At 39.7% G+C, this 12,653-nt stretch carries 13 protein-coding genes and 2 pseudogenes; 4 read left to right on the plus strand and 11 right to left on the minus strand.

Features of this window, described 5'->3' with window-relative positions; translation table 11 throughout:
• Positions 1-44: 44 nt before the first annotated feature.
• Genes HMPREF2984_RS00935 through miaA form a run of 8 tightly spaced genes read right to left on the minus strand, consistent with a single transcriptional unit; the run spans position 45 to position 6,272 of the window.
• Complete coding sequence (locus tag HMPREF2984_RS00935; protein ID WP_049533718.1) at positions 45-461, minus strand: GNAT family N-acetyltransferase; 417 nt, start codon at positions 459-461, stop codon at positions 45-47.
• Positions 439-1,176, minus strand: coding sequence for a class I SAM-dependent methyltransferase (locus HMPREF2984_RS00940; protein ID WP_049533716.1), 738 nt, complete (start codon positions 1,174-1,176; stop codon positions 439-441). The genes HMPREF2984_RS00935 and HMPREF2984_RS00940 overlap by 23 nt, the downstream gene beginning before the upstream one ends.
• Before the next feature lie 9 nt (positions 1,177-1,185).
• Positions 1,186-1,941: an SDR family NAD(P)-dependent oxidoreductase gene (locus HMPREF2984_RS00945; protein ID WP_049533714.1), complete on the minus strand. Its 756-nt coding sequence runs from the start codon at positions 1,939-1,941 to the stop codon at positions 1,186-1,188.
• A 9-nt stretch (positions 1,942-1,950) separates the two neighbouring features.
• Positions 1,951-2,559, minus strand: a complete 609-nt coding sequence (locus HMPREF2984_RS00950; RefSeq protein WP_070670038.1) for a histidine phosphatase family protein — start codon at positions 2,557-2,559, stop codon at positions 1,951-1,953.
• A 35-nt stretch (positions 2,560-2,594) separates the two neighbouring features.
• On the minus strand, positions 2,595-3,524 hold the full coding sequence (rnz, locus tag HMPREF2984_RS00955; RefSeq protein ID WP_070670040.1) for a ribonuclease Z: 930 nt from the start codon (positions 3,522-3,524) through the stop codon (positions 2,595-2,597).
• Positions 3,525-3,534: 10 nt separating this feature from the next.
• Positions 3,535-4,164, minus strand: a complete 630-nt coding sequence (locus HMPREF2984_RS00960; RefSeq protein WP_070670042.1) for a cystathionine beta-lyase — start codon at positions 4,162-4,164, stop codon at positions 3,535-3,537.
• Positions 4,157-5,395 (minus strand): GTPase HflX, encoded by a 1,239-nt coding sequence (gene hflX / locus HMPREF2984_RS00965; protein WP_049533707.1) that lies wholly within the window; start codon positions 5,393-5,395, stop codon positions 4,157-4,159. The genes HMPREF2984_RS00960 and hflX overlap by 8 nt, the downstream gene beginning before the upstream one ends.
• Positions 5,388-6,272, minus strand: coding sequence for a tRNA (adenosine(37)-N6)-dimethylallyltransferase MiaA (miaA, locus tag HMPREF2984_RS00970; protein WP_049533706.1), 885 nt, complete (start codon positions 6,270-6,272; stop codon positions 5,388-5,390). Before miaA ends, hflX begins: the two co-directional genes overlap by 8 nt.
• Before the next feature lie 77 nt (positions 6,273-6,349).
• Between miaA and HMPREF2984_RS00975 the strand changes: the two genes are divergently transcribed.
• Positions 6,350-6,520, plus strand: coding sequence for a DUF3042 family protein (locus HMPREF2984_RS00975; protein ID WP_003024081.1), 171 nt, complete (start codon positions 6,350-6,352; stop codon positions 6,518-6,520).
• A gap of 105 nt (positions 6,521-6,625) precedes the next feature.
• Here HMPREF2984_RS00975 and HMPREF2984_RS00980 read toward each other — a convergent pair whose 3' ends face one another.
• Genes HMPREF2984_RS00980 through HMPREF2984_RS00990 form a run of 3 tightly spaced genes read right to left on the minus strand, consistent with a single transcriptional unit; the run spans position 6,626 to position 9,733 of the window.
• Positions 6,626-7,903, minus strand: coding sequence for an ABC transporter permease (locus HMPREF2984_RS00980; RefSeq protein ID WP_049533703.1), 1,278 nt, complete (start codon positions 7,901-7,903; stop codon positions 6,626-6,628).
• Entirely contained in the window at positions 7,903-8,595 is a 693-nt protein-coding gene (locus HMPREF2984_RS00985; RefSeq protein WP_003024078.1) for an ABC transporter ATP-binding protein, read from the minus strand. The genes HMPREF2984_RS00980 and HMPREF2984_RS00985 overlap by 1 nt, the downstream gene beginning before the upstream one ends.
• Positions 8,579-9,733 (minus strand): efflux RND transporter periplasmic adaptor subunit, encoded by a 1,155-nt coding sequence (locus tag HMPREF2984_RS00990; protein ID WP_049533699.1) that lies wholly within the window; start codon positions 9,731-9,733, stop codon positions 8,579-8,581. Before HMPREF2984_RS00990 ends, HMPREF2984_RS00985 begins: the two co-directional genes overlap by 17 nt.
• A gap of 259 nt (positions 9,734-9,992) precedes the next feature.
• Between HMPREF2984_RS00990 and gorA the strand changes: the two genes are divergently transcribed.
• The 3 genes and pseudogenes from gorA to HMPREF2984_RS01010 form a co-directional block, all read left to right on the plus strand.
• Positions 9,993-11,342 (plus strand): glutathione-disulfide reductase, encoded by a 1,350-nt coding sequence (gene gorA / locus HMPREF2984_RS00995; protein ID WP_049533697.1) that lies wholly within the window; start codon positions 9,993-9,995, stop codon positions 11,340-11,342.
• Positions 11,343-11,684: 342 nt separating this feature from the next.
• Positions 11,685-11,828: pseudogene (locus HMPREF2984_RS09930) on the plus strand (cell envelope); the annotation flags it as partial.
• Positions 11,829-12,124: 296 nt separating this feature from the next.
• A pseudogene (locus tag HMPREF2984_RS01010) lies at positions 12,125-12,653 on the plus strand (restriction endonuclease subunit S); the annotation flags it as partial.

Here is a 12,653-nt window from a genome sequence, read left to right on the forward strand (position 1 = left end):
GCTTTCACTAGCCCAAACCTCCAATTTTATACACAAGCATTTATCTAATAGCTTTTACCTCTATAAATCAAACCCGTGCAATTCAAATCCGACAGTTCCCGAAATCCTAAAGAGCGATAAAAGGCTAAATTTTTGTCTGACTGCTCTGTTACTAGCTGAATCTGATAAACATCTGCAAATGTCTCCAGCGTTTGTCGAACCAATTCTCGACCGATACCTTGGCGCTGATAAGACGAAAAAACTAACAAGTCCTGAATGAAAACACTAGAAAATCCGTCTCCGACTGCTCGAAGGAGACCAACTAACTGTTCCCCATCATAGGCTGATACAGTAAATAGTGAGTGCTGAAATGCTTGTTCTAACATATCTGACCGTTCTGTATAGTTGGTCCAGCTAACAGATTGATAAAGTGGAAGTAAGTCTTCAATTGTAATTTGTCTATTTGCAAAATAACGAATCATTCTTGCCTCCTTTTTGTAGCCAAATATGCTGAAAAGCCGCAATATCTCGATAAGGAGACTGTTGGCAAACTACAAGCTCTACCTCCAGCATCTTTTCCCGCCAGTCATTAGCAGTCTTCACTGCATTGTCTTGCAGACCATAGAAAATTCGGATTCCTTGATAGTCCTGAACAGTCAGTTCAGTGTCAGCTTTTTGTAATACGTCTGCTATTTCATAATAGGTTGCTTGCCCCATTGTATGTGATTGATAGGACTTACCTGATAATAAATCCAATGCTAAATTTGTATCATTTGCAAACACAACAGTCTGCATGATTCGCCCCACTTCATTGTGCTTGATGAGAGAAATCTGTCCGCCTTTTTTCAGCAATCTGCTAAATTCAGCTAGGTAAAGAGCTGGCTCATCCACATACTCCAGAACATTGTGGCAAACGATCAGGTCAAAACGAGCACTTGGAATTTCCTTCAACAATTCCAGACTGCCTTGTAGTTGATGATAATGAAAATTCTGCTTCCGCTCTGCAATCATTTCGCCATTTGGCTCTATGGCTGTTACCTGATTGTTTTGTGCTAAAAAATCTGCTACCAGACCAAAACCACTACCGAAATCCAGTACTTTCTTGTTTTTTATATGTGCTAGCTGAGCAAAGAGAATATCATAATAAAGCTTACCCCAAGGTTGTTTTAAAAATTCTTTGTAAGCTGTCACATCCATAAAATTCTCCTACTTATAATTAAACATTTTACTAGCTAGTTTATCACCAATATTTGGAAAAAGCGTATAAAGTTTGTGGGCTGCTTTCAGAGCGAAAGGCATCGTCAGCTCCCGTTTCTTCTTTCCAAAATTGTCCACAATTTGCTTAGCAACGACATCCGCTTCTAAAATATACTTATCAACTGCCTTAACATAACTACCGTCAGGGTCAGCTTTGTCAAAGAAAGCCGTCTTAATTGGTCCCGGATTAACGGTGGTCACATAGACATTGTAAGGCATGAGCTCTAAGCGCAAAGCATTAGAAAAGCCAATTCCAGCAAACTTGGTAGCCGAGTAAAGACTGGATTTGGCACTGGCAATCAGCCCAGCTGTACTAACAAGATTGACAATATGCCCATGACCCGCTTGCTTCATCTGCTCTCCGAAAAGACGAGACAGATTCATCAGAGCAAACGTATTGACCTCAAACATGGCATGAATATCTTCGTTGCTAATCTTGTCAAATTCCTCAAAAATCCCGTAACCAGCATTGTTGACTAGAACATCCACCTGAGCATACTTCTGGTAAATTTCTTCATTAAAAGCTTCTAAAGCTTTGTAATCTGTAATATCCAACTCAACGAATTCGCAATGCGCATGATTTGAATAAAGTTTTATTAATTTTTCTTGACTGCGTCCCACTAAAATCAGCTGGTCATTTGGCAACAACTTCACCATTTCCTGAGCCACACCGCCACTAGCCCCTGTAATAACGATTGTTCGCATGTGTTCTCCTTATTTTTCTTCTAAAAAATCCGTTTGGTTTTCAACCTCAAAAACAAGCGTTTTTGTATTCAATATACTAATGCTGCAATGTTTGACGTGAAATAGATTGCTTTTATTCGTCCATTCTATTTGGTTCACTAAATGATAGATAATGTTGATTACTCCACCATGTGTGACCACAATTTGCATCTCATCTGAGTTATGATTTTCCTTCAAAAAAAGTTCAAACCAAGTTTTTATCCGTTGATAAAATTCTATCGGGCTTTCTCCATTTGGATAATGCTCGTCCATTGCAAGACTTCTAAAATAAAGACGAGGAAATTTTTGATCAGCTTCACTATTTAACATTCCTGCTAAATCACCATTATTCGTTTCTCGTAAGCTGCTTTCTTTCTCCAACGGCAGTTGAAGCGCCTCCACTAAAATTGTTGCAGTTGTCTCAGCTCTTTTTAAATCACTCGTAATAATTTTTGTAAAATGGTAGTCTTCTTTGTATCGGACTAAGTAATCTGCTAACATTTTTGCTTCCCTTTTTCCCTCAGGAAGCAAATCGAGCTGACTCCAGCCACCTCTGTGTTGATCAGAATCTTTCCCATGTCTGACAAATAATAGATTCATGAATTTCTTTCCTCTAGCTGATTCTCGCTAAAATTTTATAGTTCTACTTCTTCTAAATCCTTGACCAAGTGAACGTTTTTAAAAATGGAACTGGCATCTTTGCGCATTTGACCAATATCTTTCGACAGAAAGCGTGCGCTAATATGATTGAGAAGGAGGCGCTTGGCACCAGCATCTCTAGCAACTTCTGCTGCCTGCATATTAGTAGAATGCCCGTGATTTTTAGCAATTCTTTCGTCCCCTTTACCATAAGTAGACTCGTGCACCAAAACATCTGCATTAACAGCAAGCCGCACACTGGCATGCGTTTTACGTGTATCTCCCAGAATAGTAATGATCTTGCCAGGTCGCGGAGCTGAAATGTAATCCGCTGCTATAATCTTTGTTCCGTCTTCTAGCACTACATCCTCTCCATTTTTTACCTTACCAAAGAGAGGCCCAAAAGGAAGCCCCGCAGCTTTTAACTTCTCTGCATCCAAGGTTCCCTCTAAGTCTTTCTGCATAATGCGATAACCCACACAAAAAATACTGTGGTCTAGCTTCTCGGCATAAACTGTAAATTTGTCAGTTTCCAAAATTTTCCCTAAGCTTTTTTCATCAAACTCATGAAAATGAATCCGATAAGGCAGACGAGACCCTGACACACGCAGACTTGTCATGACAAAACTTTTGATGCCAACTGGTCCATAGATTTCAATATCAGTTTGCTCTTCATTGGCTTGAAATGCTCGACTGGAGAGAAAACCCGGCAGACCAAAAATATGATCCCCATGCAGATGAGTGATAAAAATTTTTCTAATCTTTCTAGGACGAATCGTTGTCTCTAAAATACGATTCTGGGTTCCTTCACCGCAATCAAACATCCAGATTTCATTGATTTCATCCAATAATTTCAAAACCAGACTGGATACATTGCGAGCCTTAGACGGCTGACCTGCTCCTGTACCTAAAAATTGTAGTTGCATATTATTCTCTCTATTTTTCCTTAATATAAATCATAGCAGAGCGATTCTGCGAGCGATAGTAAAGCTGACCAGAATAGTCTTGAGCCAACTGGATTAGCTCTTCCTGATTGTACCCTTCCAGTTTCAGGCGACCATCTGCTAGCTTATAAAGATCTGTCAGAGCAGAGAGCGGCTGCTTTTGGACTACTTCTTCAGGAATTGCTGGCATCATCCGAATGACATTTTCCTCTTCATAAACCAGATAGTGAGGAAAAATCTGAGCAATTTCAAAAAGCAGATCAGACTGAATTACCTCTGGACGTTCTGGAAAAATCAAACCAATCCCATCTTCGTTTTCAAAGCAGAAACCATAAGACTTACCTGAAAGATTCAGGCGGATAAAAGGCTTTTCCTCCTCAAAGCTAGGGTGGTCGTTAAAAAGAGCCAATTCTTTACTTAATTCTAAAAAATAATCCATTGCAGCTTCCGGACTCTTTTTTTGATAGAGTTCCGAAAAATACGCATTGATAACGCTAGGTGGCGGTGTGATAAAAGTCATTTTTTGCGAATCAGACAACTTGTCCAAAACCTTTTCTAGGTAAACACGGTCTAAGCTCGTAAAACCGCCATATTTAAGCGCTAAATTGATATAATCAGTCATAAAATTCTTCTAGTCTCCATTTATTCTTTTCTGCTATGTAGCCAGAAAGTGTTTCACTTTCTTCCAGATATTCTCTCTTATCAATGATTGATAGACTTTCCAATTCATGTAACTTATAAGCCTTGCTAGGGCTAACCTTGATCCAAAAAGGGACAAAGAGTTCTCTCATCTTATTCAGCAGGGCCTCCTGCAAGACTGCTCTGCTATTTTCCTTTTTCGCCGAAATCAGGACATAGGGAGTTAAAGTTGGAGTAAAGTTCTCTGCTTTGTCCGCTTTATTATAGAGGGTCAAGCGAGGAATGTCTAACATATCCAAGTCCTTCATAATAGCCAAGACCGTTTTTTCATGTTCCTCGTGGTTAGGGTCGCTAGCGTCAATCACATGAACCAAAAGGTCCACATTTTTACTCTCTTCTAGAGTAGACTTGAAGCTAGATACCAATTCCGTTGGCAAATCCTGAATAAAACCAACTGTATCTGTCAGTGTCACATTCAGCCTACCTATCAAATTGACGCTTTTTGTTGTCGCATCTAGAGTGGCAAAAAGCTCGTCCGCTTCATATTGATTCTTGTTCGTCAAGACATTCATTATGGTAGACTTCCCAGCATTGGTATAACCAATCAGACCGATTTTAAAAACACTAGAGTCCAGACGTTTCTCCCGTACAGTTGCGCGGTTTTTCTCTACAATTTTGAGTTGGCGCTCAATATCATGAATCTGATTGCGAACACTACGACGATTGAGTTCCAACTGACTTTCACCAGGACCGCGGGAACCAATTCCCCCAGCCTGACGGCTGAGCATAATCCCCTGCCCGACCAAGCGAGGCAAGAGATATTTGAGTTGAGCCAAGTGAACTTGAAGTTTTCCTTCATGACTTCTAGCCCGCATAGCAAAAATATCCAAAATCAATTGCATGCGGTCAATAACCTTGATCCCTAAAATTTCTTCCAAATTGATATTCTGGCGAGGTGTCAGACGATTATTAACAATGACAGTTGAAATCTCATCTGCTTCTACCATACGCTTGATTTCTTCTAATTTTCCAGCACCAACAAAAATCTTGCTGTCATACTTCTCTCGTTTCTGAGTGTAAGAGGAAACCACCTGAGCGCCAGCAGTCTTTGCTAAACTGGCTAATTCTTCCATAGACATAGAGAAGTTTTCTATTCCCTGCAATTCTACTCCGATGAGGATGACTCGTTCCTGCTGTTTTTCTGTTTCAATCATTCAAAAATTCCTCTATATCCTGCATAATCCGCTCTTTGACATTCGGCTCTGAAACCTGATAAAAAGTAGCATTCATGCGATTTCTGAACCAAGTTAGCTGACGTTTAGCAAAGCGGCGAGTATTTTGTTTAAGTTTATTGATAGCTTCCTCTAAGGTCAACTCCCCAGCAAAGTAGGGGAAAAGTTCTTTGTAGCCAATTCCTTTGCTGGCTTGGACATGTGGATAGTTGTCATAAAGCCACTTCGCCTCTTCTAAAAGTCTAGCCTTTAACATTAGATCCACTCGCTGATTGATACGCTCATAGAGAACTTCTCGGTCATCGTCCAGACAAATCAGCAGGGCTTCATAGTCAGGCTGTTTGTTTTCAAGTTCATTCCCCAAATGAGCAATTTCCAGCGCTCGCATAGCCCGCCTGCGGTTAATCTGGGGAATTTTGATGCCCAGCTCTGCTATTTTGCCAAATAATTCCTCATCAGCCAAGGTATCTAGTTCAGCTCGATAAGCTAAAATCTCCTCATAAGAAGCTGAACCGCCCAGATGATAGCCCTCCAGCAAACTTTGAATGTAAAGCCCCGTTCCGCCTGCAATAATCGGCAGTTTTCCTTTTGCTACAATCATCTCAACAGCAGCCTCGGCTTCTTTTACAAAGTCAAAGGCTGAATAAGACTCGGTCACTTCCCGAACATCTATCAAATAATGAGGAATCCCCTCCTGCTCATCTGGAGTAACTTTAGCCGTTCCGATGTTCAGTTTTCTATACACTTGCTGACTATCACCGCTAATAATCTCACCATTGAAACGTTTTGCGAGGTCTATACTGAGAGCTGTTTTTCCGACAGCAGTTGGTCCTACAATTACAATTATCTTGGTTTTCATCTTTTCCCTTGAAAAAAATTTAATTTTTCGTTACTATATATTATAACATAAATAAAGTTCAGAAAAGGAGAAATCTCATGGCTAAAGGATTTGTTAAAGGTGTTGTAACTGGCGTAGCTGGTACTGTTGCTGCTGTTGCAGGTGCAGTTTATACATTCAAGAAAAAAGTGATTGAACCTGAAGAAAAGAAAGCAGCTTTCATCGAAGAAAACCGTAAAAAAGCAGCTCGCAAACGTGTATCACACTAAAAACCATTCATTTCATATAAAAACTCCAATAGATAACTCACTAGAAAAATGAGTATCTGTTGGAGTTTTTTACACGTTTTTTCTCATACTGCAACGGTCAGTTTTTTATTCATAACGCAAGGATTCGATTGGATCCAATTTAGAAGCCTTATTAGCTGGCAAAATACCGAAAACAATTCCGATAGTTGCAGAAAAAAGCACACTTCCGACAGCAGACACAGTCGTAATGGTAGGTGGAGCTCCGAAAAATGCATCCAAACTATGACCGATAGATGCCACGATAAGAGCTGCTAAAGCAAGCCCAATCAAACCGCCAATCGCTGTCAACACCATTGACTCAATGACAAATTGCATCAAGATATTGCCACGGGTTGCTCCAAGGGCTTTTCGAAGACCGATTTCACGGGTTCGTTCTGTCACTGATACAAGCATAATATTCATAACACCAATACCACCAACGAGAAGTGCTATCCCGGCAATCGCTCCAAAAACCACTTGCACAATGGCAACCTGACTTTGGATAGCAGCCAATTGACTGGCTTGATCAAACATCTGGTACTCGCCTTCTATCACACCAGACAATTTTGTCATCAAGCGCGCAGCTGCGCTTCCGTCTTTCAGCACATCATCTAATTTTTTAACATGTACCACGACATTCATAATCTCAGCAACATTGTATTCAGCTGCCAACTGAGTGTTAGCCATTAGTAAATTTCCGTTGTTCATATTGGCTAAGCGATTTCGCGTTTCATTTGGATCTTTATAAACCCCAATCACACGGTAATTATTAGATCCCAGCTGGACAATCTGATTGAGCGCCTTATCTGCACCTCCAAAAAGAATATCAGCTAGTTTCGTATCCAGTAATACAACTCTTGCAAATGTTTGATAATCATTTGATTTCAATGTCCGTCCTGCAACGATTTGGTATTTCTTTACCGTAAAGTAAGTGGAATTGATACCTGTTATAGGAATATTATCCGCCTTTTTCTTACCATAATTTACTGTAGCGGTTGTGTTATTTGTAACATAATAATTGTCAATTCCGCTAATATCATTAACCGCTTGCTTGACCCAAACTTCTTGGATTCGAGGCTCTTCTTCTGTCGAAACTGTCTCATCACCATTTCCACTTTCAGCATCGTCACGCATCTCTTGATACGTCATAACACCATCACCGTTTTTACTTCTCTTGTGTGAGTAAAATAAGGAAACATCTTGCTGTGCACCACCCAAAACATCTGTGAAGGCATTGGACATACCACTTCCTAGAGCCACAATAACCACAACAGACATAACACCAATGATAATGCCCAACATCGTTAAGAAAGAGCGCATTTTATGCCCCATAATGGAGTTGATTGCAAATTTCCAATTCTGCATCATGCTTCTCCTTTCTTACTGTCTGATGAGATGACACCGTCTCGAATAACGATTTGTCGTTTTGCAAAGGCTGCAATCTCAGGCTCATGAGTGACCATGATAATGGTTTTTCCTTCACGATTTAGCTCCGTCAGCAATTCCATAATTTGCTCACCCGTCTTGGTATCCAAGGCTCCCGTCGGCTCATCTGCTAAGATAATGGAGGGATGATTGACCAAGGCACGCGCAATAGCCACCCGTTGCTTTTGCCCACCAGAAAGTTCTGATGGTAAATGGTGCATCCGCGTTTCTAACTCAACTTTTTTAAGATATTGCTCTGCTAAAGCTTTCCGTTTGGATTGAGAAACCCCTGCATAAATCAAAGGAAGTTCTACATTTTGAAGAGCATTTAATTTTGACAAGAGGAAGAATTGTTGGAAAACGAAGCCAATCTGCTGATTACGCACTTTGGCTAGCTTTTTCTCACTGAGCTTGGCAACTTCTTCACCTTCCAAGTAATATTCACCACTCGTTGGGCGATCCAACATACCAATGATATTCATCAAGGTTGACTTTCCTGAGCCAGAAGGCCCCATAATCGCAACAAATTCACCTTCTTCAACTTCTAAATGAACATCTTTCAAAACTTGAAGCTCCTGATCTCCATTGCGATAACTTTTGCTAACATTTTTTAAATCAATGAGTTTCTTCATACGATTTCACCTCTTGACCGTCTTTCAAGCTATCTGTTGGATTGGTGATAACTTTACTATCTTTTGTCAAACCAGATGAGATTTCTTGATTTTTAGCATCTGCATTTCCCAGTGTTACTTGCACTTTTTTTGCAGTTCCTTTTTCTAATGTCCAAACATAGTTTTTATTATTTTCAGAAACAACACTGTTGACCGGCACTAAAATCCCTCTTGTATTGTTTTTTACTTCAACATTGACGGAAAATCCTTGCTTCAAATCACCAATTTCGCTTGTAATATCTACTGTATAAGGGTATTTTGCTCCTGAATTTACAGTGCCTGCACCAGCTGCCGCTGCATTTTGACTGTCTTTTGGATAATTTGAGATATAGCTGATTTTCCCAGTCCATTTCTTATCTGGATAGACCTTGGACGTAATCGTCACTTCTTGCCCGACTGAAAGATTTGCCAGATTATACTCTGATAATTCGCCCTTCACTTGAAGGTTGCCGTTATTGACAATATGAACGAGTGTTTGATTAGTACCTGTCGTAGACTTAGAAACATCACGATTGACTTCTACTACAGTCCCATTATTTGTACTGGTGACAGTCGTTGCATCTAGTAATGCCTGTGCTTTATTGACATTGTCCACAGCATCTGCGCGACTGTCCTGCAAATCGTTTAATTGAGAATCCACCGAACGTTGTGCAGACGCAGTTGTTTTATTATCTGCCGCTTCATCACCCGTCACATCAACAGTTGTTCCATACGTTTTCAAATCATAAATTTGGCGATCAATCTTGTTTAAAGCACGAACAGCAGTATCATATGTAGCTTGTGCTTCAACACTCTTGTATTGAACTAAGGCTTGTCCGGCTGTAACTTGATCTCCAACATTTACAAGAACATTATCCAAATCGCCCTTTGTCCCGTCATAGTAGACATATTGCTCATTGTTAGCCGCAACATTTCCTGACAGCAAAGCAGATGAAGCAACTGACCCTTCTTTTGCTTTCTGCACTTGAATCGTTTCTTCTTTATCTTTATCAGCAGTACTATTACCATTAAACAATAACATGGTACCTATCGCTCCTAAAACGACAACCACAGTTACACCAATCAAGCTGTACAACTGCCACTTTTTCAATTTTTTCATCTCTTTCTCCTCCTGATGAAAACGGTCTATTTTTTATATTATAACACATACGATTAAAAATAAAATAACATCTATAAGAAATCCTTTACTCTTTTAACATCCATCTACCTTCTTTCTAGTTATTTCATATTGTATTAAATATATAATACAATAATACAATTGAATAATCAAGCCTTTTATCAATTTTTGTAGCAGATTTTTGCAATCATTTTCCAAAAACGTTACAATGATTTCATACTATAGATAAAAGGAGACTCGTATGAGAACATTTGACATCATTGCTATTGGGGGCGGTAGCGGAGGAATTGCAACCATGAATCGTGCTGGAGAACACGGTGCAAAAGCTGCCGTTATTGAAGAAAAGAAATTAGGAGGCACCTGTGTCAACGTCGGCTGTGTTCCTAAAAAAATCATGTGGTATGGTGCCCAAATCGCTGAAGCCATTCAAGATTACGGACCAGACTATGGTTTTACTTCGGATAATCAGCAGTTTGACTTTAAGATGCTTCGGAAAAATCGCGAAGCCTATATTGATCGTGCCCGCAATTCTTACAATAATAGTTTCAATCGAAATGGCGTCGAGCTGATTGAAGGTCGCGCTAAATTCATAGACCATCATACGGTTGAAGTCAACGGCGAGCTTATCCAAGCCAAGCACATTGTCATCGCAACTGGTGCTCACCCTCATATTCCAGCAGTATCTGGAGCAGAATTCGGCGAAACCTCTGACGATGTTTTTGCATGGGAAGAACTCCCTCAATCCGTTGCCATTCTCGGTGCCGGCTATATCGCAGTTGAACTAGCCGGACTCCTTCATGCTCTGGGTGTAAAAACAGACCTTTTCGTTCGTCGAGATCGTCCTCTCCGCAGCTTTGATTCTTATATCATTGATGGTCTTGTGGAAGAAATGAAGAAATCAGGTCCTACTCTACATACTCACAAAATACCAGAAAAGCTTGAAAAACTTGAAAACGGAGCGATTCGCATTACCTTTGAGGACGGAACGAGCCACACCGCTCAACACGTCATCTGGGCAACTGGGCGAACTGCAAACACCAAAGGGTTGAATTTAGAGGCGGCTGGTATTACCCTAAATTCTCGTGGCTTTATAGCAGTTGACGAATTTCAAAATACAGCAACACCGGGGATTTATGCTCTAGGAGATGTTACAGGCGAAAAAGAATTAACCCCTGTCGCTATCAAAGCAGGTCGTACCTTAGCCGAACGCTTATTTAATGGAAAAACTGAAGCTAAAATGGATTATTCTAATATTCCAACTGTTGTCTTCTCTCATCCAGCGATTGGAACCGTTGGCTTGACCGAAGAGCAAGCAATCCAACAATATGGAACAGAAAATATCCATATTTACACTTCTAGCTTTGCTTCCATGTATTCAGCTGTCACCCAACACCGACAACAAGCTAAGTTCAAACTCATTACAGCTGGACCAGATGAGAAAGTCATTGGTCTTCACGCTATTGGCTACGGCGTTGATGAGATGATTCAAGGTTTTGCCGTTGCTATTAAAATGGGAGCTACCAAAGCAGATTTTGATGCGACTGTTGCCATTCACCCAACCGGATCAGAAGAATTTGTCACCATGCGTTGAGCGTCATAAATATCTTACTCCCCGAATTTTTCCAACTTTATCTCAATAGTCAGAATTGCAACCAGCGCTTCTGACTATTTTAGTTTACACGATAACTTTTTCTCATTCCATAACTTATTCTTTCATTTTATCCGCTAGGGAGTGGGACAGAACTAAAAATCGAAAATTTTTAGTTCGTAGTCCCACCCCCGTCCCCAGTCAAGTAGCAGTCAAAATGAAACATACCTATAACCCCTAAATAGCGATTTCGGTCGCTATTTATTTTTTTTCGAAAGTTCCCCTTGACTCTTTTACGACTTAGAGTTATCATCAGACCTGAAAAATAAAATTAAAGGAGTTAATATGGAAAAATTCAATTTCGAAAACAATATCGAGCAAGAAAACAAGCTGCCTCAAATTGAAATCTACAAGCTCACTAACTTTGGTGAACTCCAAAATTACACATCTGTAAATATTTTTTCGAAAGATACGTTTGAGGCAATTATCCCGATAAATGAAGACGGCGACCATTTTGTTTACGCTTGTCGATTTTTAAATCCTGAACGAGCGGAAGAATATTTCTGTCGAGGTTGCCAAACGGAAAATCCTGAAGATATTGAATTTTGGAATGAGCAACTACAGGCGGAAAAAGTGGAGGTTTTGGATATTCGGTTGGAGGTTAAAAATTAAAAAATAAACCATCTGCAATCCTACCAATGGTAAATCTATTTCATTCCCGTTCTCTATAAGGCGTATTTTGTACGCCTTTTTACATATTCGAAGCGCATAAGAAACCTTATGAGAAGTTCGCTGATGGAAGTATTCAAGAAATTGATGTCCCTTATGATATTCCTGATAGTTGGGAGTGGGTGAGGTTTTCTACATTGGTTGAAATTGTTAGAGGTGGCTCTCCACGACCAATCAAAGATTATCTTACTTCTGAAGTAGATGGAATAAATTGGATAAAAATAGGTGATACTAAAAAGGGTGAAAAGTATATAAATAATGTTAAAGAAAAAATCAAAAAATCAGGGCTTAACAAAACTAGATTTGTAAAAAAAGGTACATTTTTGTTAACTAATTCTATGAGTTTTGGTAGACCTTATATTTTGAATGTTGATGGTGCAATACACGATGGATGGTTGGCTATTTTGAACTATGAAAACTCATTAAATAGAGATTACCTATTCTATATTCTTTCATCAAATGTAGTTTATTATCAATTTTTATCTCTAATTAATGGAGCTGTTGTGAAAAACTTGAATAGTGATAAAGTTGCTTCTATTCTCATCCCTCTCCCCCCACTTACCGAACAACAACGCATAGTAGAAG

The sequence above is a fragment of the Streptococcus sp. HMSC066E07 genome (genome assembly GCF_001814695.1).
Classification (GTDB): Bacteria; Bacillota; Bacilli; order Lactobacillales; family Streptococcaceae; genus Streptococcus; species Streptococcus hominis.

Bases quoted from the DNA above. Each gene is read 5' to 3' on its own strand.
- HMPREF2984_RS00935 (WP_049533718.1), bottom strand. From the start codon at position 461: ATGATTCGTTATTTTGCAAATAGACAAATTACAATTGAAGACTTACTT.
- HMPREF2984_RS00940 (WP_049533716.1), bottom strand. From the start codon at position 1,176: ATGGATGTGACAGCTTACAAAGAATTTTTAAAACAACCTTGGGGTAAG.
- HMPREF2984_RS00945 (WP_049533714.1), bottom strand. From the start codon at position 1,941: ATGCGAACAATCGTTATTACAGGGGCTAGTGGCGGTGTGGCTCAGGAA.
- HMPREF2984_RS00950 (WP_070670038.1), bottom strand. From the start codon at position 2,559: ATGAATCTATTATTTGTCAGACATGGGAAAGATTCTGATCAACACAGA.
- rnz (WP_070670040.1), bottom strand. From the start codon at position 3,524: ATGCAACTACAATTTTTAGGTACAGGAGCAGGTCAGCCGTCTAAGGCT.
- HMPREF2984_RS00960 (WP_070670042.1), bottom strand. From the start codon at position 4,164: ATGACTGATTATATCAATTTAGCGCTTAAATATGGCGGTTTTACGAGC.
- hflX (WP_049533707.1), bottom strand. From the start codon at position 5,395: ATGATTGAAACAGAAAAACAGCAGGAACGAGTCATCCTCATCGGAGTA.
- miaA (WP_049533706.1), bottom strand. From the start codon at position 6,272: ATGAAAACCAAGATAATTGTAATTGTAGGACCAACTGCTGTCGGAAAA.
- HMPREF2984_RS00975 (WP_003024081.1), top strand. From the start codon at position 6,350: ATGGCTAAAGGATTTGTTAAAGGTGTTGTAACTGGCGTAGCTGGTACT.
- HMPREF2984_RS00980 (WP_049533703.1), bottom strand. From the start codon at position 7,903: ATGCAGAATTGGAAATTTGCAATCAACTCCATTATGGGGCATAAAATG.
- HMPREF2984_RS00985 (WP_003024078.1), bottom strand. From the start codon at position 8,595: ATGAAGAAACTCATTGATTTAAAAAATGTTAGCAAAAGTTATCGCAAT.
- HMPREF2984_RS00990 (WP_049533699.1), bottom strand. From the start codon at position 9,733: ATGAAAAAATTGAAAAAGTGGCAGTTGTACAGCTTGATTGGTGTAACT.
- gorA (WP_049533697.1), top strand. From the start codon at position 9,993: ATGAGAACATTTGACATCATTGCTATTGGGGGCGGTAGCGGAGGAATT.